We start from the raw sequence: 24,374 nt of genomic DNA on the forward strand, positions 1-24,374 counted from the left end.
ATTCACCATTATTTTACATTTAATGAAATTAAAAAACAAGAAAAAAATATAAATTTAGTGATATATTTTGGCGAATATGAAAAAAATTATTTTTTTACAAAATTAAAATAAAAACAACTTTAAAGTTGTCTTTTAAAAATTATTTTTTGTTAAAAATTCTTATTGCTTGGTTAACATCATCAACTTTACCAATAATTGTTAATAAATCATCAACATGTATTTTTGTAAAACCATTTGGCAAAATAAATTGTGGTCCTCTTTTAATTAGAACTATAGAAACTCCAAGTTCATTTAATTTAATGTCTTTGATTTCCTTATTTAATACTTTTTCATTAATAACATAAGTAGTTCCCATAACAAAACCATTACCTATTTCTTGTAAATCTTTAGAGTATTTAATAAAGTTTGTATTAGCTGCTAATAATGCCGTTCTAATACCTGCTTCATATTCAGGTTGAATAATAATATTAACTCCAATTTGTTTTAAAACTAACGCATGTCTTTTAGAAGTTGCTCTTGCAATTATATTTTTAACTTTTAATTCTAATAATGAAGCAACAATTTCAATATTATCTGAAACAGCCACAACAACAGTATCAATATCTTTTATATTTAATGCTCTTAAAGCTTTAATATCAGCTGCATCTGCTATTGCTATGTTTTCAATAGAATCACTAAAAGTTTTTAAATGTTCTTCGCTTTTATCAATAAGCATTAAAGAACAATTCATTTTATTTAATTGTGCTATAACTGCACTACCAAAACGTCCTGCGCCTATAACACAAATATTTTCACTTTTATTTTTTGCCATTTTTTACTCCTTTAATTTTATTTTAAATAAAAAATAAAATAAATTCTTAATATATTATAAATAATATATTATTTTAATTATGAGAAATTGAAAATTAATAAGATGATATCGTCATAATTCTTTATATCGTTTTTTTAGTAATCTTAACTTTCACTTTAAAAAAACTAAAAAAATAAGAATAATTTTTTTTACTTACTTATTAATAGTTTTATTAAGTTCTTTACTACTTTTTAGCCCATTAACTCATCAAGAAATTAATAGTCAATGAAATAGTATTAAATTTGAAGATGCTTTATTTACAGCTTCAAGTGCTTTTAGTGATACTGGTTTAGTAACACTTAGCACTTTTAAAACTTGAAATATTTTTGGCCAAAGTATTATTGCTATTTTGATTTTTCTGGGTGGAATAGGTGTATTTGTATTAAAAATTTATATATTTAATTTTTTATTTTTTGGTAAATTAAGATTTTCTTTAAGTGAAATTAATTTAGCTTCAGCAGAAAGAACTGATGCAAAAGGACAAAGTTCCAAACAAGTTATTGTTGATGCTGTTACTTTTTTAATAATTATTTTTCTTGTTAGTTCAATTGGTTTATCTTTTTATTTTTATTTAGTTCCTGCAAGAAATTTAGGAGAAATTGAAACAATATATCAAAATAATCTAAATTTAAATATTTCCCAAAGTAAAACTTATCAAGAATTAGGAGAATTTATTTTGCCTCATAATAATTGAGCTTTAAGTTTTCGTTACGGTTTTTTTCATGCTCTAAGTGCTTTAAATAATGCAGGTTTTGATATTATAGGTGAAAAATCATTATTAAGTTTTTACCATAATATTGAGTTACAAATTTTCTTTGTTATTTTATTTCTTATTGGTGGTTTAGGTTATCCAATTATTCATGACATTTTTAATTTTTTTAGATTTAAAAGCAAACATCCTAAACGCAAATATTATTGACAATTATTAACCAAAATTAGCACTATCACTTATTTATTAATTACAATTATTGCCTTTTTAATTATTTTATGTATGGAATTATTAAGTAAAAATCATATTTTACAAAATCAAAATGATTTTTATAATAGTACAGCTTTAAAAATTTGAGCCTTATTTTTCACTAGTTTATCAACAAGAAGCGCCGGTTTTGCTACTATACCAATAAATCAATTTTCTCCTAACAGTATTTTAATTCTCATTATTTTAATGTTTATAGGAGCTGGCCCTTCTTCCACAGGTGGTGGTATAAGAACTACTACTTTTGCTATTATTTCCATTGCTTTAATTTCTAGATTAACTGGTAGACCATCTGTTAGAGCTTTTAAAAGAAAAATTGGAAATAAAACTGTTCGTAATTCATTTACTGTATTTTTAACTAGTATAATGTTAGTTTTATTTGCTTCTATAATTTTGTCTACTTCTTCATCCAATTATTTTGGTCGAGCTGATTATGACTTTTTAAATTATATATTTGAAGCCACTTCGGCATTTGGAACTAGTGGTTTAACAGTAGGCATTAGTGAAAAATTAAATATTTTTAGTAAAATTATTCTTACTTTAATAATGTTTATAGGGCAATTTGGTGTTTCATCTACTTTATTAGTTTGAGGCAGAAAACGTAATTATTCATACAAATATGAATATATAACCGAAGATATTGCCATAGGTTAAAATGCTTTTATATTAATTAAATTGTTCATTTTTTCAAAAATAATTCTATAAAAACAATAATAAATAATAGGAGTAAAAATGAATTTAAAAAAACGTGCATACAATGGAAAAGAATATATTTTAGATGAAGAAAATCAAGTAGTAAGATTATCAAAAGATTATCATTTAAAATTATTAAATTCAACTAATAAATTCGAATGTTTTAAAAAATTTGGTGGATCCTCAATAGGCGATATTTTTTTAACTGACAATTTTAAAAGCCATTTTAGTGCTTTTTGTTTTATTGCAAGATTAAAAATGCCTGCTTTACAATTAAAATATATTAAAGCAGGAATAGAATTAGAACCTAAAGTAATAGAATATTTAAAATCTATTTGAGAAAATGAAACAATTGAACATATAGAAGCAAGTAAAGTTGATTATGATTATTTTAAAGAACAAAATATTATAGGTGGTGTGCCTGATGGTCTAATTAAAAATAAAAAAATTGTTTTAGAACTTAAGGCTGTTGGAGCAAAAAAAAGAAAAGAATGAGAAAATGAAAATAACAACATTCCTGAGGACTATAAAAAACAAGCACAATTATATGCTCATTTACTTGGGTATAATCATTATATGATTGTTGGAACCTTTTTAAATGAAAATGATTATGAAAATACTCACTTAGTTGATTTTAAAACTCAAACACAAGGTTTTTTATTTAAAGTTAATCATGAACAAGCAAAAGATGATATTAAAGTTATTAAAGAATTTTGATTAAAATATACGCAATTAGGTATTTCACCTCAATATCGTTTAGATAGATCTGATAATGATTTGGTTAATTATTTAAAATGTCATAATGAAAACGAATGAAAAGAATTATTTAATTTATGAAAAGAACAAGGAAAAATTGATGAAGAGATTAAATTTGAGTAAAAATAATCATATAACAATTAATTTTAAACATTATTTTAATTCATTTATATCACAAGATTTTTTTATTTGAGAAAAAAAAGATCCTAATAATCCTAATAATTATTTAATTCCTCAAATCGATCAAAATAATTACAAATTATTTACTACTAAAAATCATGCAAGAAATCATTTTAATGTTGAAGAAGAAGATAATGATGAAGAAGAAGAGAATAATTTTTTATATGATATTTTAAATAATTTAAATGATGAAGGTTTTACTTTTTGAAAAGATTTAAAAACAAATAATAAAATTTTAAAAAATGATTCTTCCAATAGATCAAATATTTTAATATATTCTAATGTTCAAAAACAAATTTTAGATTTTTTATTAAAAAATGAGTTAAAAAACCCAGCAAAAAATAAAATTGCTTTTATGCCTCAAGCAAAAAAAGTTAATGAATTAAAAGAAATATTTTTCAACTATTACAATAATGACAAAATAGATTACATAATTAATCCAGCTGTAATTTTTGAATACAAAGATAATAACAAAATAAAAGCAAATGATATTTTCTTTATAAAAGCTAATTTTTTTGCCTTAGATAAAAAAAATATGACTGCTTATTTAGTCAAATATAAAAATAGTAATGAAATAAAAGATTACTTATGAGCAAATTTTATATACGAAATTTCTTTATTAGCTAATGTTAAAATTAATCAAATAAAAATGATTCTTTTTGATAATAACAATGAAGAAATTTTAAAAAATAAACTAAATTTAACTATAACTCAAGCAGCTAACATTAGCAAGAATAAAAAAACCATTGATACTAAAAAAACTGATTATAGTTATCAAGAGCTTCTTCAAATAAAAAAAATAAATAATTTAGTAAATAATGGCAAAATTTTTGATAATTTAGTTAGTTTAAATTTACATAACAAAAATCTAACTTTTATGGATGCTATCTATCACAATTCACCTTTTAACAGCATCAAAAGAAAAAGAAAAAATAATAAAACTGATTATCCTGTTTTTTATTTTTCTAATGATCAAATTTTTAATGAAAAAGGAGAGTTTGGTGACTTTAAATCTCATATAGATAAAATTATTAATGGTTATTATTTAGATAAACCTATTTATTCTAACATAAATTCTCAGTTAGATTTAAAATATGATTATCACGAAGTATATGGAAGTAATAAAAATTTATTAAAAGAAATAAGATCATTGCATTTAGATAGTAAATATGAATTCGCAGCAAATGTAGAAAATTTAAGAACACAATTAGATTTTAATCATATTGAAAAATATAAATATAAAGTTGATCAATTAAGAAAAAGAGCTAACTATTTCACTCAAGATGCTATTAATGAACTTAGTAAATATTTAAAAGCTAATAAACGTTATATTTGATATGACTATGAAGGTGTTTCATCTGTTACTCCCATTATTGATGGAGTAAATTCATATTTACAAATTACTAATCAAGTTTCGATAATAGAAACAATAAATGGTCAAATAATAAAACACAACAATAATATTGCTTTAAATATTGTTAAAGATCCTAAAACTATATCTTTAATTGATATAGTAGATAATATTTTAAGCGTTTATTCAAATAAAGCTGATTATTATGTAGTTTTTAATAAAAATTATGAAAACACAAGAAACAACGAAATTCTTAAATTAGTGCTTAATAAATTTGAAAATAACGACAAAAATTTTATTCTTAAATTAAAAGAAAGAGCAATTGAAAATTCTTTAGATTTTGAAAAAATAATTAATCACATAAATTTTAATACTTTAGATTTGATGGATTTTTTAAATAGTACAGAACAAAATATTAATTATATATTCCCTTTTGATTTAATAAATTATCAAAAAAGAAATATTAATGATATTGATAATATATTTTTAAATAAAAATAATACACTTAATAAATTTATTAAAACGCCATTAGAATTTGTAAATAATAATAAAATTGAAAGATTTTTTATTTTTGAATTATTTGGTAAAAAAAGTATTAAAAAAATCGAAAAATTAATTAATTTCAATCAATTTAATGATTTAGAATATAGTGAATATTTTAAAGAATATGCTGATTTAGATGTGAAAAACGGATCAATGGCTATGAAAATAGCTATAGATAGATATTTAAATGTTATAGAAGATCAAGAATGAATTGAAAAAGAAATAAAATTAAAAGAATATTGTCAAAATGATGTTATAGCAATGTTAGTAACTTTTGCATTTTTTAAAAAAATTATTCTTAAAACTTTTCCAGAAATAAATAATTATGCATATAATTTTGAAAATGGTTATTTATTTTTCGATGAACAAACTAAAAAAATTAAACTCTCTATAGAAGGTAAAAATGAAAATTAAAAATTTAAAATATTTAACTTTTGCGCCTAGTGTAGCAAGTGCTTTTGCATTTACTAATGCTTGCCAACAAAATCAAGATAGTAATAATTATTCAAAAAGAATTGAAGCATTAAAAGAATTAAGTTATAAAAACGAAATTGTTAAATTAGTTTTAAATGATGGAACAATAATAAAAAACATAGTTATTACTGACGCAGACGATAAAAATAATTATGATTTAAGCGAACATATACCAAATAATTATGTTTTGCAAAATACCGAAAATCAAAATATAAATGTTAATAAAATTAAAAGTGTTGTAATAAAAGAAAATAAGGTTGATAATAATCTTTTTGACAGACTTGTTCAAGAACAAAACAAATTGGATAAACTAGTAAATAATATTAAACCAGAAGAAAATTATTTAACTAATTTCAAAAATAGTTTAAATCAAAACTATAAAAAAATAGATAGTAATTTAGATCTAAATAAACAAACTGTTTTGCAAAATATATATTTTATAACTCAAAATTATTTTAATATAACAAAAATTATTGAATCAAATAGAAAACAATTTAGTGTTTTTGATAACTTAACGCAAGAATTAAAAACTCAATTACAAAATTTTAAAAATAGAAATAAAGATAATGAACAAATAAATAGTTTAAATGAAAAAATTACAGAATTAGAACAAAATTTAATTTCTTTTGATAGTAAAAAAAATGATTTTACTGAAGGAATACAAATTATCAATGAATATAAAAAAAACTTTGATTTATATTATCAAATACTAATAGAATTTAACAAAATATCTAATAATACTAAAGAAAAATTTGAAGAATATGTAAATGATATTTCAAATAGTTATTGACAATTAATTAATATAAATAATCAAAGACCAATATACACAGCTAAATATTTAGAAAAAGCTATTATAGATTTTAAAAATAAATTTTTAATTTTTGATGAAACTATAACTCAGGAAGAAATTGATAATTTAAATACAATAAAAGAACAAACTAATAATTATCTTTTAGACTATACAAACAAATTAAATAATTATAATAAAGTCAATGAACAATATAAATTTTTAGAAGAAACTATATTTAATTCGATGTTACAAAAAAATAGAATTCTTAGTAAATTTAATGCTTATATAACTGAACAACTGGATAATTTTACACAAGAAACTTATTTTTTATTAATTGAAAATAATAAAATTTTATCATTTGATGATGAACAAATTGATCAAATGACACTAGAAGTAGAAAAAATTATTCAAGAATATAACAATAAACTTTTAACTTTAAATAATCAAATTTTATTTTCAATAATTGAAGAAGCAAATAAATTAGTTAATTATTATTTAAAAACTTATGAAAATACTAAAAATGTGCAAATTAAAAATGTTTTAAACATCATGCAAAATTTACAAATTGTAATAAATAATCCTAATCTAGTAGATAATATTGATAATATAGTTAATTCCTCAGCTGCAATTTTAAGTCAAATTCAAACAGGACAACAATTAATTCAAAATTTATTAAATGATTCAACAAATAATTAGCTTTATTAATCTTAAATTTTATCTTTTTGCTATAATTAACACGTTATATATTTACGCGTAAATTTATAAAAGGAGGACAGTAAAATGGCTATCGTTCCAAAACGTAAAACATCTAAACAACGTAAACATAAAAGACGTACACATGATGCTTTACCTGTTCAAAATTTAATTTCATGTAGCAATTGTTCAAACATGATTCAACAACATGTAGTATGTTATGTTTGCGGTTTTTATAAAGGTAAAAAAGTACAAGGCTACAAGAGTTTAGACGATCGTAAAAAAGCTGAATAATAAAAAATAACACTATTTTATATATAGTGTTATTTTTTATTATATTAATTTAAACCAACTAAAACGCCTTTATTTACAAATGTTTCATTGCCATTACCTCATATTAATTCAGGTAGATTCGGATAATCTATAAACGGATTTCTTAATCCTTCATTTTCATTAACATTTGTATTTTTATTACTAAAATATTTTGATATAACATTATTTCGTTTAATTTCAAATTTTTCTACTTGATCTTTATTCGCTCATTCCAAATAAGTATTTAAATAATGTTCTTGAAAAAAAGGAAAAGCATTACTAAAAACTTGTGAACCTTTTTGAGCATAACCATTACCATGTGTTAATTGAAAGTAGAAATATATTCTAGCTACATTACCTTTAAAACCATCTATTGGTTCAGCAGCAACTTTATCTTTTACTTTAGTTCCATTTAAAGAAACAAAAGTTGGTTTATCAACATTATCATGTGGATCATTACCTCTTCTAGCATTAACTACTTCATCAGTAGGTAAAACAAAATGAGGATCATGTCTAGTTGGAACATCACGATTAAATCATGATTGTGGTATAACATGTTCTCTATTAAATCTTGAACCTTCGCCATTTTGTAATTTTTTTCCAGTTACTACACCGCCGCCATATGAGGTTGATCTACCGTGAAAATTATTAACATTATAAGAATAAGGATCTTCACCATTTGGATTTTCACTATAAATATCAACTATAGTACCGTCGTTTTCAAATTCTTGATCAATATCAGATTGTCTATAAATATCATAAAGGTCAGAATATGAGCCTATTTGATTTCTTTTATTTTTTTGAATTTTTACTAATTCATTTCATAATTCTATACCTCTTTTACCTTCAGCTGAAGCATAGTAATTATTTGTATTATCATAAATGTATTTAGATAAAATTTCATTTGATTTATTTATAGAGTTTGTTTCTGATTTTTTATCAGAGGTTTCGCCTGTTGAAGGGGTTTCGCCTGTTGAAGGGGTTTCGCCTGTTGAAGGGGTTTCGCCTGTTGAAGGGGTTTCGCCTGTTGAAGGGGTTTCGCCTGTTGAAGGGGTTTCGCCTGTTGAAGGGGTTTCGCCTGTTGAAGGGGTTTCGCCTGTTGAAGGGGTTTCGCCTGTTGAAGGGGTTTCGCCTGTTGAAGGGGTTTCGCCTGTTGAAGGGGTTTCGCCTGTTGAAGGGGTTTCGCCTGTTGAAGGGGTTTCGCCTGTTGAAGGGGTTTCGCCTGTTGAAGGGGTTTCGCCTGTTGAAGGGGTTTCGCCTGTTGAAGGGGTTTCGCCTGTTGAAGGGGTTGTTGTTTTTACTTCAGTTTCACAAGCTGCTGCAAAAACAGGCACAAAACTTAATGTAGCTGGTAAAATTAATAATAATTTTTTAAATTTATTTTTTATCATAGCATAATAATTTTATTATTTTATATTTGAAAAAATTAAAATATTTATATAAAAAATTATTCTATTTCTAGAATAATTAAATATTTTCATCAAAACCTGAATTATAAAGTAATTTATAATAACCATTTAAAGCCATTAATTCTTTATGATTGCCTTTTTCAACGATTTTGCCGTCTTTTATAACTAAAATTAAATCACAATTAACAATTGTACTTAAACGATGGGCAATTATTAAAGTTGAACAATTTTTTATTAAATAATTCATAGTTTTTTTTATTCGTAATTCAGTTATTGTATCAATATCACTTGTTGCTTCGTCTAGAATTATTATTGGTTTAGAACTTAATAAGGCTCTTATAATTGAAATTAATTGTTTTTGTCCTTGACTTAAATTTTTAGCATTCGATTCTAATTTCGCATTTAAACCTTCAGGAATATCGTCAATAAAATCTTTACCTATAACTTTTTCAACTATTGAATAAATTTGTTCGTCTGTTATTTGATTATTAAATAAAGTTAAATTTTCTCTTAACGTAGCGTTAAAAATATAAACATCTTGCATAATAGTATCAATTTGATTTCTTCATGATTGTTCACATATATCAATGCTTTTTTGATTATCAATTGTAATTTCTCCTGAAGTTGGTTGATAAAATTTTGCTAATAATTTTGCTATTGTTGTTTTACCTGAGCCTGTTTTACCAACCAATGCTACTGATTTTCCTTCTAAAATTTTAAAATTAATATCAAATAATACTTGTTTATTTGGCAAACTAGGATAAGCAAAGTTTACGTTTTTAAATTCTACTTCAGCTTTTGAAATTTTTAATTCTCTTAATTCATTTTCTTTTTTATCTGGTAAATTTAAAATTTTTTCTACTCTAGAAATACCGCTTAAACCTAATTGAATACTATTAACTATTTCTAGAATTTGAGAAATGTTATCAGTTAAATTAGTAATGTAAATTGATAAAGAAATTAAAACGCCAGTTTTTAACTCTGCTATTCCTCCATTATTTATATTATTTATTAAGAAATAAACACCTAAACCAATAATAGTAATTAAATTAATAAACTTTATAAAATGCAAAAAAGGAAAAGTAAAAGATATATTTTTAGCCGCATTAAAATCAGGTTTAATCATTGCCTTGTTATATTTATCAAAAATATCAATTATTTTATTTTCTTGATTGTGTAAACGAATTAAAGATAAAGCATTTAAAATTTCTTCAAGATAAGCATTAAAATCAGCTAAAGTATTTTGTTGTTTTAAAAAGTGTTTTTGGTTATTTTTTATAAATAAATACAAAATAAAAGTAGATAAAGGAATTAAAAATAATGTTATCAAACCTAAAAAAGGAGCATAAAGAAAAATAAAAATAAAAATAATTAAAAATTGAAAAAATATATTAATAAAATTAGTTAACATATCGATTAATGACTGCAATATATTATTAATATCATTAATTAAAGTTGACATTAAATTACCAATTTTTTGTGTATCAAAATAACTAATAGACATAGATTGTATTTTTTGATAAGTTTGAACACGTAAATTAAAAATCATATTTATAACTGTTTTATTAATTAAACGTCTTTGATATATTAACATCAATTTAAAAATAATATAATTTGTGGTTAAAAGTAAAATTAAAATAAAAAATAACGTAAAATCAAAATCTTGAAAACTAAAATTAGCTAAATTAAAAAAATTATCAATAATATAACCAATTAATCAAGTTGCTAGAGTAGAAGATAAGGGTATTAATAATCCTAAAAAAATTATTATCAATCATTGCTTTCAAGACAAATTTATTTTTTTCATGAATCTTATAAATTCTTTAAAAGATAATTTTTCTTTTTTAGAATTGAATTGCATATAAGCAAATCTTGCCATTTTTTATTCTCCTTTTTCTTGTTGACTAGCATAAATTTCTTGATAATGAATATTATTTTTTAAAAGTTCATCATGGGTTCCAAAACCAACCATTTGCCCATTATTTAAAACTATTATTTTATCAGCTTCTTTGATAGCATTGATTCTTTGAGCAATAATAATTAAAGTAGTGTCGGGATAATTTGTAAGTATTTTTGATCTAACGATTTGATCTGTTTCATTATCTAAAGCACTAGTTGCATCATCAATTATCAATATTTTAAATTCTTTACCTAAAGCTTGCGCAATAGACAAACGTTGTCTTTGACCGCCGGAGAGATTTTTTGCCCCTTGAGTTAATTCATAATCTAATTGATTATTTAAATCTCAAACGAAATTAGAAGCTGAAATATCTAAATTTTTACTTATATTATTTTGATTGATTTCATTATTAACTAATAATAAATTATCTTTAATAGAGCCACTTATTAATTTAGGTTTTTGATAAATATGGGAAATATTTTTTAAATAATTAACTGTGTTTATTTGATTTATATTTTTATTATCAACTAAAATTTCTCCTTGTTGTTCAGTTAATAAATATTCTTTGGTTAATAATTTAGCTAAAGTACTTTTGCCAGATCCGGTTTTACCAATAATAGCAATTTTTTGACCATGTTCAATTTTGAAATTTAAATTTTTTAAAGCATTTTTTTCTATTGTTTCTTTTTTAGTGTTTACATTTTTATAAACAAAAGAAACATTTTTAAATTCTATACTTGCAGATTCGATATTATCATAAAGAAAATTTGCATTATTATTTTTATTAGTTTCTAAATTTAAAATTTCAAAATATCTTTTTACAGCTGTTTGTGATCTTAATAAGCGATTAATTGTAAATAAAGTAAAAAATATAGAATTAGTAACCATAGTTAAATAGGTACTAAATTGATAAATTTCACCAATTATTTTACTATTAGTTCCTAAAGCATTTAATTTAATTAAAATTCCTATAATTAAAAATAAAATTACATTTCCTAATATACTAATTAAATCTAATAAAGGTCACGCAGTAGCAGAAAAAATATTTACTTTTAAAGAAGTATTACGCGAATTATCTGCATGCATTTTATAATTATCTAATCTTTTATTTTCTAAATTATAAGATTTAATTACGGCAATTCCACTCAAATCATCTCTAGCAGTATTATTTAGTTGATCAACAGTAATATTTTCTTTAATGTATAAAGGCATTAATTTTTTTAAAACCAAAAACGCTCCTAAAGTTAAAAAAGGAGCAATAATAACAATACTTATTGATAAATAAACATTAGTAGATAAAGCAAAAAACAAACCTCAAATAATAAATGATGGAGAAACTAATACATGTCTTACTAAAGTGTTAAGTCCTTGTTTTAATTTTTGCATATCATTAGTAAAACGTGAAATAATTGTACCTTCACTAAATTGATCAATATCATTTTGTTTTAAATAAATTAATTTATGAAAAAGTCTTTTTCTTAATTGATAAATACCTTGAATTGCTACATTTCAGGCTAAAATTGATGCACTATAAGAAACTATCATTAATAAAACGGCAAAAATTATAGTTAATAATATTACCATTCAAATGGCTTCATGATAACTTTTTGCTTCAATATTTCAAAAAATAATTCTTATTATGGGCAAAGAATTTTCTTGAGTTTGTGTAGCTAAGGAAATTAAAACTTTAGTAATTGATGGAATTATAGTTGATAAAAAAGGTTGCAACAACGATAAAAACATCGTTAAAATGGCAATAAATTTTAATTTGGGTGTTAATAATTTAATTATTTTAAGCATATTAACCTTTCATAATTATTAATTATAAACAATAACAAAAACTAAAATAATTAAATTAATATATAATTATTTTTATATATTAAATATTAATAAAATACAAAATATAATAAAGGAGCAAAATGGCTAAATTAGATGATCGTGATCCACTTCTTAGTCAACAAAAAATTAAAGAAAGACGTGAATTATTAGAAATTTTGCATCAAGAAAATCAAAATGAATTGAATAATCCAGCACTAGTAAATATTAATGCTTTGAATTTAGAAAATCTTGAGTGTCAAGAACCAAATTGTTTATTAAAAAAACTAACAATTGATAAAACAGAATATAAAAAAAGAATTTTAATTAGTTCCTTATCCATTGCCCTTATTTTTATTGTTTTAATAATCTTAGTTATAGTAGCTTATCTCATAGGAAAACAAGGTTAAAATGAATTATTTATTAATACTTTTAGTTATTAATTTAACAATTGTTTCAATAATTTTTATTTTTGTTATAGGACCTTTAATTGTTCAAAAAATCAAAACAAAAAATCGCAAAAATCAATATCAAAAATTAGGTCAAAGCAGTCAATTAAGATTAATTAATCAATTAAGAGAAGCGATTGAATATTTTTCAAAAAATAAAATAGGAGCAATAATAACTATTGAAAATAACGACAATATCGAGAATTTAAGAACTGATGGTGTTATATTAAATGCTAACATTTCTTCTAGTTTATTAATTGCTATTTTTAATAAAACTAGCCCCTTACATGATGGAGCTGTAATTATAAGAGAAAATAAAATTTATTATGCTTCTACTTTTTACAAAATTACTAAAAAATCAATTAATAATCAATATGGCGCAAGACATAGAGCGGCAGTAGGCATAAGCGAAATTTGTGATGCAACTACAATAATTGTTAGTGAAGAAACAGGTGAAGTTAAATTTGTTAAAAACGGTAATTTTTATGATATAAGAATTGAACAATTCCAAGAACAACTTATTAAATATTTAAAGGATTAATATGTCAGATCAAAATGAAATATTGAATTGAAATGAATTGCTTCTTGAAGCTGTAAAAAAGGAAGATAAAACACAAATTAAAAAGATAGCAGATGAAATTCCTTATGCTGAACTTGCTGAAATTTTAGAAAATTTCACAATAGAACAAATTAAATATGTTCTCAAAAATCTTGATGATGATTTAGCCAGTGAAACATTTGCTTATTTAAATGTAGAATTACAAAAAGAATTAGCGACTTCTTTTACAAATAAATGAGAAATTAAACTTTTACAAAATTTACAAAGTGATGAATTAGCTCATGTTGTAGAAGAATTAGATGAAAATGAAAAATCAAAAATTTATGCTTATATTTCTAATGATAAAAGAGAAGAATTAAACAAAATTCTCAGTTATAATGAAGAACAAGTAGGTAATATTATGAGTGTTGATATTTCTTCACTTAATAATAATTTGACTTGTGAACAAGCGTTAAATAAAATTAAAAAAGATTTTAAAAATAAAAATGCAGAAATAGTTCATTATTTTTATATTATTGATGAAATGGAAAAATTACTTGGTTCTATCACTTTAGAAGAAATTATTTTTTCAAATCCTGAAACTAAAATCGATGATTTATATTCTCCATCAGCTTTTGTTAATGCTAATGACACTAAAGAAAAAGCAGCTCAAGTTTTTAGCGAAAATGATTTTTCAGTTTTACCTGTTGTAAATGATGAAAAAAAACTTATCGGTATGATAACAAGCGATGATGTTATAGATGTTATTAATGAAAAAGCCACAGAAAATATTTATAGTGATGTAGGTATAAATGCTAAAGATTCAAATAATTATGATTATTTGAAAATGCCAATTTCAACTTTAGTCAAAAGCAGAATTTTTTGATTAATAATTACTATTATTTTTAGTACTTTGATTCAAATTATTATTGATGTTTTTCTTAAAGATAATACTTTTGAAACTACTTTTGCTGCCTTATTACCAATTGTTATTAGTGTTCCAATTATGACATCAAGACATAGTTATATAACAATTAAAAGAAATTTAGAATTACAAGAAATAACAGATAAAGACTATAAAAAAGTTTTGAAAAAAGAAATTCAAACAGCAATAATAATAAGTTTAATTTTAGCTTTAATTAATATTTTAAGATTATATATTTACTATGCTATTAAAGGAGATTTTACAATTCAAAATTGATTATTAACTTCTTTAAAACAACAAAAAGAATTAACACATACTTTAATTATTAGCAGCACACTAGTTATTGTAATAAGCACTTTATTATCTGCATTAATAGGCACTTCTATACCTATTTATGCCATTAAATATAAAAAGAATTTATCTACTTTTTCAACGGTTTTTTTAGGAAATTTAGCAACATTAATTTCAATTTCTTTAATGATAATTTCTTTAGTAATTGCAAGACAAATAATATAATAAAAAAAAATCATTTTTAGTATTTTAAAAACTAAAAATGATTTTTTAATAATTTTTTATGAAAGAATATCTCAAGGTTCTAATTCAATAATAGTATTATTTTTAGCTGTTTCTAAAATATTTGAATTAACAAATTTTTCATCTACTATCACACCAAATACATATTCATTAAATCATTCATCACTCATTGAAAAATACCCTTTTGAACCTACTTTATCACCTCATGAATTTTCAATTTCTCATTTCAATGGCTGGTTATTATCATCCAAATCTACTCCGACAATAGTCATAGCGTGCGTAGGAGCGCTTAAACGATAATTAACTCTATCTTCTTTATTAAGATTATTAAAAGGTCTTAAGGTTTGTTCATAAGAAAAAAGATTTAAATCCATTATTCCTTTTTTACTATCACTAAAAGCAGCAACATCGCAATCAAATCAAACTGGTTTTTTATTTTGAAGTGATTCTATAACCGTCTTTTTTATTTCATTAATTGTTGTATTTATGAAAGTTAATTTATCACCCTCTAAAACTGAAGTGAAATACTTAGCTTTCAATATAGTATTTTTAGGATGTTTATTTCTAGGATCATCCGTTAAATTAACCATATTTAATTCATCAATTAATGCATATTCTTTGGCAAAATTTAAAGGAGTAATATCCTTTATTTTATGAAATTTATCATCTTTATCACGATATTCAAAAGTAAAAGTTTCTGGGGGTAAACCTAAAGCTTTAGAACAAATTTCAAAAATTCTTTCTAATGAACTAAGTTTAATTTTTTGCGCTAATAAAAGATCATTTTTAGCGTTAATTGCATGTTGAATACTTTTAATAGTTGAAACTAAATGAATTTGTAAAACATCATTTAAGTCATTAGTATCTGATGAATTTGATACTTCCTCCATGATATTTTTTGGAACAATTCCATATTTTTTAATTAAACTTTGCGCCCATTCATAATAACCGCCATCACCTATTATATTATCCATAAAAGTAATAAATAAACGATCATTAAAATCTAAATTAGGATTATCAATAAAAAGTTGCAAAATAGTGTTAGCTTTTTCTAATTTATCTCAAAAAAGTAAATAATTTTGTGATAATTCAAATTCTTTAAGATTTAATTTTTCTGCTACTATAGGTTTAAGAATATTTAATGCAGCAAAAATTCAACATCTACCGGAATTTTTTTGATTTGTCATACCTAATTTTTCTATTTGTAAAGAAAATTCAAAATTATGAATACGTTGCATATCATTATTATAGGTTGCGTTTTTGATGCCATTTTTTGTAATAGCATTTTCTATAATTTTATTAAAAGAATTATTTTTATATTTTTTAAAACAATTATCTAAAAATTCTTTATTAATTTGCATGATTTTTTCCTTTTATTTTTTATTATTTGCTAAATTCATTAGTACATAACTACTTAAATTATCGCCTATTTATGGTAAAATTATAAATATAATTTATAACATTTTAATATTATGAAATTATAAGAGGTTACTAATGGATATAACTATAAAAAAAATTTTACTAGAGACTATAGAGTTTGACCAAAAAAACGTTACTATCTTAGCATGAGTTACAGCCAATAGAGGAAATAATAAAATAAGATTTATAAGTATTAATGATGGTTCTACTGTTAAATCATTACAAGTTGTTGCAAAAAATGATAAATTAGATTTAACACAATTAGATGATAAATTTTTACATTTAGGAGCTGCAGTTAAAGTAAAAGGAATAATTAGATATACTCCAAACTCTAATCAAAAATGTGAATTAGAAGCCATAAATTTTGAAATTTTAAAAGATACTGATTCATCTTTTCCAATTCAAAAACAACAAATTAATTTAGAAACTTTAAGAGATATTCCTCATGTAAGACATAGAACTAATTTATTAAGATCGGTTTTTTTAATTAGATCAACATTAGCTCTTGAAATTCACAAATATTTTAGAGAACATGATTTTCTTTATTTTAATGCTCCTATTATAACAAGCAATGACGGCGAAGGAGCAGGAGAAACTTTTGTTGTTAACGATGAAAATACAAATAATCCCTTTTTTGGTTCAAAAAAGGCAACCTTAGGTGTAACAGGTCAATTACATGGCGAAAGCTTTGCACTAGGATATAAAAAAATATATACATTTGCTCCTACTTTTAGAGCTGAACATTCTAATACTAAAAAACACGCAGCAGAATTTTGAATGATTGAACCTGAAGTAGCATTTTATGATCTTAAAAATATAATTAATTTAGCTGATGATTTATTGAAATCAGTTATTAAAAATACTTTATTAATTCATAAAGATGAGTTTGATTTCTTAGAAGAAACAGTTGATAAAAATTTAAGAAATAAATTAAACAATTTTTTAAACAAAAAATTACAAATTTTGGATTACAAAGATGCTATAACTCATTTAGAAAAAGTAAAAGATCGCTTTGAAGAAAAAAATATTGTTTTTGGTCTAGATTTAGCAACAGAGCATGAAAGATATATAGCCGAAGAATTAATAAAAGGCCCTGTAGCTTTAATTAATTTTCCTAAAGATTTTAAAGCATTTTATATGTATCAAAATGATGATAATAAAACAGTTGCTGCTTTTGATTTATTAGTTCCTGGAATAGGAGAATTAATTGGTGGCAGTCAAAGAGAAGTTAGAGAAGATAAATTACTTAATAGAATAAAAGAAATTGGCATTTCGCAAGAAGATTTACAATGATATTTAGATTTAAGAAAATTTGGTAATTCTGGTTCAAGTGGTTTTGGTATAGGTTTTGAAAGATTAGTTATGTATGTAACTGGAATTGATAATATAAGAGATGTTATTCCTTATCCAAGAACATCAGGCAATATAAAAATGTAGGTGAATATGAAAATTTCTTTAATAATTCCTGAAATAGACAATCCTTTTATTTTAGAAGATGTTTTATATAAACTAAGAGAACAAAATAATCAAGATTTTGAAATAATTTTAGCTTTGAAAAATAATTCCAAAAGCATTTTTAAAGTCTTTGAAAAATATTTGACTTTTTTTGGTTCAAGATTAAAGTTCATTTTAAATACTAAAAAAAGAACAACTCAAAATGATATCAGTATTGCTTTTCATTTAGTGAAAAACGATTATGTTAATATTTTATTTCCTAATACTCACATAAAAAAAACTTTTATAAACGATTTAGATAAATTATTAAATTGCGAAAAAGAACCAGACATCATTGAATTTACACCTTTATTCAAAGGAGATGTTAAATGATATGTAAATTCAAGAATCGAAGAAAATTTTTATAATAATGGTGAATTATTAAAAAAATATCCATTTTTACTTGCTTATACATTCCCTATTATTAACAATAAATTAATAAATAAAAAATTAATTCAACAATTCATAAAATTTAAACCTTCTAAGGCAAACAGTAGTATTTTTTGTTTAGAATTAGTTTATTTTTTAATGTTAAAAGCCAAATCTTATTATTTTTCAAACGAAATAATTTTTAGTCAATATGTTAATTTGACCAATGATTTAAATATAAATATTTTATTAGATCAATTTAATCGTTTAAAAGAATATATCATTGTTAACGATTTGAAATTAACACATGAAATTGAATATGCTGAATTATATTTTATTCAAATATTTCTAGCAACATTAATTAATCTGGGTAAAAGCGAAACTTTTTATACATGAAATAAAAACAAAGAATTAAAAGAATTTAAAAAAGAAAAAATTTATCACCAAATATTATCATTCATTATAAAAAAACAAAACACTGGTTTAAATTTTTATAATACTAATTTCTACTTGAATCAAAATAAAATTGAAAGTAAATATTTAAAATCTATACCTGATGATAAAAATATAAATAATTTAATTAATGTTTTATAAAAATGATTTTACATAAGAATGCAAATTTTATCCATAGATTTATTTCAAATATAATTGATTTAATAATATTTTTTTCACTTATAGTTATTCAATATTATTTTTTAATAAACAAAACTAATTTATTTTTAATTCGTAATTGATATTTATTTTTTATGTTTAGTTTCATTGCATCTTTTAGTTATTTTATCATTATTCCTTTTGTTTCCAACGGGCAAACATTGGGAATGATTTTTACCAGATTGCAATATATTAATTTATACAACAATGAAAAAAATAAATTATTTTTAATAGTTTTAAAAAGAGCTATTTTTAATTTCTTTTTATATGTTTTAATTTCTTTAATAATTTTATGTTTAATTTATCCATGAGATTTAGAACTTTTCAAAAATTTTATTAATTCAATTACCAATAAAGAAAATAAAATTACTTATAACGTCAAAATTATTATTATTTATCGAATTATCACAACTTTAATAACATTAAATCTTTTATTAATTTCAGCTCATTATGTATCTTTGTTAATTAAGAAAAATAAAGTAGGTATTTTAGATTATTTATGCTCATCTAGAGTAGTACTTATTAAACATTATAATTTAGAAAAATTTAACAAAGAAGTTAAATTAATACCATTTAAACATCATAACAAAAAGTATCACTATATAGAGGAAAAGAGGTAGTTATGCAAAATATTAAAAAAGATAAAATTCTAAAAGATTTAAATGCAGAACAATTGGAAGCTTTAAACTATTTTGATACACCTCTGAGAATAATTGCTGGTGCAGGTAGCGGTAAAACTCGAGTTTTAACTAGAAAAATTGCATATTTAATTAATGTTTTAGGTATTTCTCCTAGGCAAATTTTAGCATTGACTTTTACTAATAAAGCAGCTAATGAAATGAATGAAAGAGTAATGCAATATACTAATAATACTGAAAATAATAAACCAGAAATAACTACTTTTCATGCTTTATGTGCAAAAATACTTAGAATTGAAGCACATAATTTAGGTTTTAATAATGATTTTCAAATAGTTGATGATTTAGATAAAAAAATTATTCTTGATTCAATTTATAAAATTCATAATTTAAATACACAAGATATTAAATATAGTCGTTTGCTTAATCTTTTTTCACTAGCTAAAAATAATAATTTTACCGGTGATGAATTAACTATTTATCTTAATAAAAAAGAAACGGATTCAGTTATTATTCAAACCAATAAAGTTATAGGACAAATGTTTGAAGAATACAATCAAAATCTTAAATTAAAAAATTGTTTTGATTTTGACGATTTAATTCTAAAAGTAAATGAATTATTTAATAAACATTTAAACATTGGTAAAAAATGAGCAAATTTTTATTCTTATATTTTAGTCGATGAATTTCAAGATACTTCAAGTTTGCAATATGAAATTGTTAAAAAATTAACTAATGAAAACACTCATTTGACAATAGTAGGAGATCCTGATCAAACTATTTACTCATGAAGAGGAGCAAATGTTAATTTAATTTTAGATTTTCATAAGGATTTTTCTAATACTAAAACAATTATTTTAAAAACTAATTATCGTTCTACTCAAAACATTCTGGATGCTGCTAACAAATTAATTCATTATAATAAAAATCGTTTTGAAAAAGATTTAATTACAAATAATCCACAAGGTAATGAAATTGATTTCATACACGCTTTTAGCACAGAAGCAGAAGCTAGATGAGTTGTTCAAAAAATAAATGAATTAAAAAAACAAAAAATTCAATTAAAAAATATAGCAATTTTTTATCGTTCTAATTATTATTCTCGTTCATTTGAAGAAGAATTAATAAAAGAAAATATTAATTATAAAATTAGCGATAGTCAAAAATTTTTCCAACGTAAAGAAATAAAAGATGTTTTAAGTTATTTAAGAGTTGCTTATGATTTTAGTGATGTATCATTAATAAGAATTATTAATACACCTTCAAGAAAAATTGGTGAATCCACTTTAAGCAAATTAATAAATTTTTCTCAAGAAAAACAAGAAACATTATTTAATTCCTTAATTAAACATTATAAAGAATTAAACGTTTCCAAAACTGTTTTAGCTAATATTATTTCTTTATTAAATTCTATTCGCAAGCATAACAAAGCTTTAGAAAAATATTCTATTTTTGAAACTATTTTTTCTTTATTAAAAGAAGTTGGTTATATAAATTACATTAAAACTGATCCTGCTTTAAAAAATACAGGAGAAGAAAATGTTAAAGAATTATTGAATTCTATAAAAAATTGAGAAAAGAAAAATCCAGACAAAGGAATTAAAGAATATTTAGAAGAAATTTCTCTTTATTGTGCTGGAGATGAATATGATAATGGTACTAATCATGTAACGTTAATGACTATACATTCGGCCAAAGGTTTAGAATTTGATAATGTTTTTTTAGTTGGAATGAACGACCAAATTTTTCCGCATCGTAGAGCATTAGAAAATAATTTTGAATTTTTAGAAGAAGAAAGAAGATTAGCTTATGTGGCCATAACAAGGGCTAAAAAACGTTTATTTATTAGTGATAGCAGAGGATATTATGGTGATAAAAATATTAATAAAACTCCTTCTAGATTTTTAAAAGAAATGGGATTAGATATTGAATCTAAAATTTTGAAAAATGAAAAAACTTTTTTTGACTTTTCATCAATTAATAATGACGAAAATATTAAACAGCTTAATAAAAATATTATAGCTGGGGATGTAATTAGCCATACAACTTTTGGTGAAGGAACTGTATTAGAAGTAAATAACGATTCAATAGTTGTACAATTTGTGGGCAAAAATGGTATTAAAACTTTAAATAAAAATCATTCTTCAGTAAGATTATTAAAATAAAATGATTATAGAAATTATTCTTAGTATCTTAGCAAGTATTTTAATCTTATTTTTTGCTGTTTGAATTCTATTTATAATAATTATAAATATAAATAATAAAATTCACAAACAAGGAGTCGCTGTTTATAAAATTAACAATTTGCATAAAACTATTATAAGATTGAATATTAAACTTTTTAATAGTTTTCATCATTTACATTTTGTTAAAAAAAATATTTTTAATTTTAATAAATATTATGAACTAAAAAAATTTATTGATTTATTTCCTAGCGAAAAAAATTTAATTCTTAATGAATATTTTAGAATTAATAATCAAGAAATTTTAGAATTAAATTTTATAAAACAAGTTGGTAAAAAATTTAAATATGATATTAAATGTAAAATTTTCCCAAATAAAGAAGAAAAAAATCATCATTGTGTTTTAACATGAAAAGAAATAAAAATATTAAATAAAAAATTTCCTCTTATTATTGAAAATAATTTAAATAGTGTTTATCAAAAAAAAATTGTCGGATTATTTAATTTTCAATTAAATGAAAATACTTTGACAAATGGCTTGAATGATGATTTTATTTATGATTTAAATAACTATTTACATATTAAATTTACAAAATTAGAAGTTATATTTTTTGATAATTTGCTTATTTTGGGGCAAAATTTTAAAAATAAAAATAATTTATTGAAATATGAAAAAAAAGCCGAGCAAATTGTTGATAATTTTAAAAATTCTTTATTTTTTAAAAAATATTTTAATAAATTAACTTATATGAGTTTAGATTGTTCTAAAGAAACAAAAGAAAATTATGAAATAAAAATTAAATTTTCTTTGATTCAAGAAAAAAATTATTTATTAAAAACTATAATTGATGATTTTGATTATTATAAAAATGCTTTATTAGAATATGATAAAAAAAATCAATATTTAAATTTTACTGAACAAAAATATGAATTATTTAGTAAAAATAAGAATTTACCTTTAGAGCATTTTTATTTTTTAAAAATTATAGGTATTGAAAAAAAATATTTGAATTATTTAGAAAATGATTATTGAAATAAAATCAAATATACATATAAGATAAATAAATTTATTTGTGAAGTTTTTAAAGATAAAAAAATATCATTAATTAGCAATTGTTATGATTTATTTAAAAATTTTAAAAACTATTTAGTTTTAAATAAAAAAATTTATCTAGAAAGTTTTGATAATAAATTCGATTTATTAATTTTAGAAAAATTGTTTAAAATTAATGCTAATAAATTAGAAATTAATTTAATTTTAAAAGAGATAAATAATGAAATAATTAATTTTATTTTGTCAAAAAAAATAAAAACTGTCATTATAGATAAAAGAATAATAAATACAATTTACAATTACAATGAACAATTTTTAAAATTAAAAAATTTAGAAATGATTTTAAAAAATAAAACTAAAATAGTATTAATGGATTTAAATGATGAATTCATTAATAAATATAAAAATGAAATTAACATTTATTACGAATTAAAATCGAAATAAAAAGGACAATATATGAAAAAAATAGGGTATATTTTAGATTCTTTTTCTTGTATTAATCAAAAAGAAGCTCAACAATTAGGTTATGGTTATTTCCCTTTTATAGTAGAAGCTGATGGTAATATTTATAATGATGGAATAGATTTAACAAAAAAAGAACTGTTAGAAATTATTGAAAAAAGTAAAAACGTTAAAACTTCATTGCCTAATTTGCAATTAATGGAAAATATAATAAAAAAAATGTGCCAAGAATATGATATAGTTGTATATTTACCTATTGCTGAAACTTTATCTGGGGCAATGTCTGCCGCAAATAACTTTACTCAAGATTATAAAAATTTTTATATTTTAAAAAATCGTTTTGTTGCAAATCAATATTTATCAGCAATTAAATATATTGATAAACTTTTTCAAGAAAATAAAACTATCGAAAATATTCAAAAAGAAATTAATAAAATTTCTTTAACTACAGAAACTTATATTATTCCAACAGATTTAAATTATTTAATTAATGGCGGCAGAATTTCTAATTTAAAAAAATTTTTATTAAAATCAGTTTCAAAAATGAAATTAACACCTTATATTAAATTTCATTTAAACGATAATTCTCCTGCTGGTATAGCTAGAGGATACAAAGGAGCAGCATTACAAATAATTGACAAATTATTAGCCAAAGTTAAAAATTCTTCAGTTAATGAATTATTAGCAAAATTTGAAATTAATTTTATATATGGAATTAATAAAATCATTAATGAAGAAATAAAAAATTTATTTAGTAATAAACAAATTACATTTAATAATGAAAAATTAAACACTTCTGTAATTGCTGTTCACACAGGTCCTGATGCTGTAGCAATTAGTATAATGCCTAAATTAGAAATTTAAAAAATGTTTAAAATAGATACATATAATTTAATACTAAATAAAAACACTTATA

The 24,374-nt window shown here is 21.9% G+C and carries 20 protein-coding genes; 15 read left to right on the top strand and 5 right to left on the bottom strand.

Translation table 4 applies throughout. The annotated features are described in order from the left end of the window. Nucleotides 1–139 precede the first annotated feature (139 nt). Nucleotides 140–811 carry a TrkA family potassium uptake protein gene (locus NPA14_RS01490; protein ID WP_257075601.1) on the bottom strand — a complete coding sequence of 224 codons (672 nt, stop codon included), beginning with the start codon at nt 809–811 and terminating at the stop codon, nt 140–142. A 79-nt stretch (nt 812–890) separates the two neighbouring features. On the opposite strand from NPA14_RS01490, the gene NPA14_RS01495 reads away from it, so the two are divergent. From NPA14_RS01495 to rpmF, 5 genes are all read left to right on the top strand, one after another. Then, the gene (locus NPA14_RS01495; protein ID WP_257075602.1) at nt 891–2,480 is read left to right on the top strand and encodes a TrkH family potassium uptake protein; all 1,590 of its coding nucleotides are present in this window, start codon (nt 891–893) and stop codon (nt 2,478–2,480) included. Between the two features lie 78 nt (nt 2,481–2,558). Continuing rightward, a complete protein-coding gene (locus NPA14_RS01500; RefSeq protein WP_257075603.1) occupies nt 2,559–3,398 on the top strand; it encodes an MAGa7180 family putative nuclease in 840 nt (279 codons plus the stop codon). Beyond that, the gene (locus NPA14_RS01505) at nt 3,376–5,763 is read left to right on the top strand and encodes a DUF2779 domain-containing protein (protein ID WP_257075604.1); all 2,388 of its coding nucleotides are present in this window, start codon (nt 3,376–3,378) and stop codon (nt 5,761–5,763) included. The genes NPA14_RS01500 and NPA14_RS01505 overlap by 23 nt, the downstream gene beginning before the upstream one ends. Next, nucleotides 5,753–7,309, top strand: coding sequence for a hypothetical protein (locus tag NPA14_RS01510; RefSeq protein WP_257075605.1), 1,557 nt, complete (start codon nt 5,753–5,755; stop codon nt 7,307–7,309). The genes NPA14_RS01505 and NPA14_RS01510 overlap by 11 nt, the downstream gene beginning before the upstream one ends. A gap of 84 nt (nt 7,310–7,393) precedes the next feature. Further along, a complete protein-coding gene (rpmF, locus tag NPA14_RS01515; protein WP_257075606.1) occupies nt 7,394–7,600 on the top strand; it encodes a 50S ribosomal protein L32 in 207 nt (68 codons plus the stop codon). 44 nt (nt 7,601–7,644) lie between these two features. Here rpmF and NPA14_RS01520 read toward each other — a convergent pair whose 3' ends face one another. Next, on the bottom strand, nt 7,645–8,535 hold the full coding sequence (locus NPA14_RS01520) for an endonuclease (protein ID WP_373456866.1): 891 nt from the start codon (nt 8,533–8,535) through the stop codon (nt 7,645–7,647). Between NPA14_RS01520 and NPA14_RS02930 the strand changes: the two genes are divergently transcribed. Further along, entirely contained in the window at nt 8,501–9,016 is a 516-nt protein-coding gene (locus tag NPA14_RS02930; RefSeq protein ID WP_373456867.1) for a DUF4573 domain-containing protein, read from the top strand. The two genes, NPA14_RS01520 and NPA14_RS02930, sit on opposite strands and share 35 nt — an antisense overlap. A 69-nt stretch (nt 9,017–9,085) precedes the next feature. Here the strand turns inward: NPA14_RS02930 and NPA14_RS01525 are convergent, their stop codons facing one another. After that, nucleotides 9,086–10,906 (bottom strand): ABC transporter ATP-binding protein, encoded by a 1,821-nt coding sequence (locus NPA14_RS01525; RefSeq protein ID WP_257075608.1) that lies wholly within the window; start codon nt 10,904–10,906, stop codon nt 9,086–9,088. A 3-nt stretch (nt 10,907–10,909) separates the two neighbouring features. Continuing rightward, nucleotides 10,910–12,727 (bottom strand): ABC transporter ATP-binding protein, encoded by a 1,818-nt coding sequence (locus NPA14_RS01530; protein WP_257075609.1) that lies wholly within the window; start codon nt 12,725–12,727, stop codon nt 10,910–10,912. Nucleotides 12,728–12,846: 119 nt separating this feature from the next. Here NPA14_RS01530 and NPA14_RS01535 point away from each other — a divergent pair, with 119 nt between their 5' ends. From NPA14_RS01535 to NPA14_RS01545, 3 genes are read left to right on the top strand one after another with little or no spacing between them, the layout of a single operon-like run. Beyond that, nucleotides 12,847–13,152: a hypothetical protein gene (locus NPA14_RS01535; RefSeq protein WP_257075610.1), complete on the top strand. Its 306-nt coding sequence runs from the start codon at nt 12,847–12,849 to the stop codon at nt 13,150–13,152. Between the two features lies 1 nt (nt 13,153). After that, nucleotides 13,154–13,732, top strand: coding sequence for a diadenylate cyclase (locus NPA14_RS01540; protein ID WP_257075611.1), 579 nt, complete (start codon nt 13,154–13,156; stop codon nt 13,730–13,732). Nucleotide 13,733: 1 nt separating this feature from the next. After that, nucleotides 13,734–15,170 (top strand): magnesium transporter, encoded by a 1,437-nt coding sequence (locus NPA14_RS01545; protein ID WP_257075612.1) that lies wholly within the window; start codon nt 13,734–13,736, stop codon nt 15,168–15,170. Nucleotides 15,171–15,226: 56 nt separating this feature from the next. Here NPA14_RS01545 and NPA14_RS01550 read toward each other — a convergent pair whose 3' ends face one another. Continuing rightward, nucleotides 15,227–16,549: a C1 family peptidase gene (locus NPA14_RS01550; protein ID WP_257075613.1), complete on the bottom strand. Its 1,323-nt coding sequence runs from the start codon at nt 16,547–16,549 to the stop codon at nt 15,227–15,229. 133 nt (nt 16,550–16,682) lie between these two features. Here NPA14_RS01550 and asnS point away from each other — a divergent pair, with 133 nt between their 5' ends. The 6 genes from asnS to NPA14_RS01580 all read left to right on the top strand — a co-directional run bounded on the left by asnS (nt 16,683) and on the right by NPA14_RS01580 (nt 24,322). Beyond that, complete coding sequence (gene asnS, locus NPA14_RS01555; protein ID WP_257075614.1) at nt 16,683–18,044, top strand: asparagine--tRNA ligase; 1,362 nt, start codon at nt 16,683–16,685, stop codon at nt 18,042–18,044. Nucleotides 18,045–18,050: 6 nt separating this feature from the next. Next, the gene (locus tag NPA14_RS01560; RefSeq protein ID WP_257075615.1) at nt 18,051–19,064 is read left to right on the top strand and encodes a hypothetical protein; all 1,014 of its coding nucleotides are present in this window, start codon (nt 18,051–18,053) and stop codon (nt 19,062–19,064) included. A 152-nt stretch (nt 19,065–19,216) separates the two neighbouring features. Further along, entirely contained in the window at nt 19,217–19,741 is a 525-nt protein-coding gene (locus NPA14_RS01565) for a hypothetical protein (protein ID WP_257075616.1), read from the top strand. Between the two features lie 2 nt (nt 19,742–19,743). Next, nucleotides 19,744–21,924 (top strand): ATP-dependent helicase, encoded by a 2,181-nt coding sequence (locus tag NPA14_RS01570; RefSeq protein WP_257075617.1) that lies wholly within the window; start codon nt 19,744–19,746, stop codon nt 21,922–21,924. A gap of 1 nt (nt 21,925) precedes the next feature. Further along, nucleotides 21,926–23,440, top strand: coding sequence for an MHO_4530 family protein (locus NPA14_RS01575; RefSeq protein ID WP_257075618.1), 1,515 nt, complete (start codon nt 21,926–21,928; stop codon nt 23,438–23,440). Nucleotides 23,441–23,452: 12 nt separating this feature from the next. Further along, on the top strand, nt 23,453–24,322 hold the full coding sequence (locus tag NPA14_RS01580; RefSeq protein WP_257075619.1) for a DegV family protein: 870 nt from the start codon (nt 23,453–23,455) through the stop codon (nt 24,320–24,322). Nucleotides 24,323–24,374 lie beyond the last annotated feature (52 nt).

The organism is Mycoplasma sp. 1018B (genome assembly GCF_024582675.1).
GTDB lineage: Bacteria > Bacillota_I > Bacilli_A > Mycoplasmatales > Metamycoplasmataceae > Mycoplasmopsis.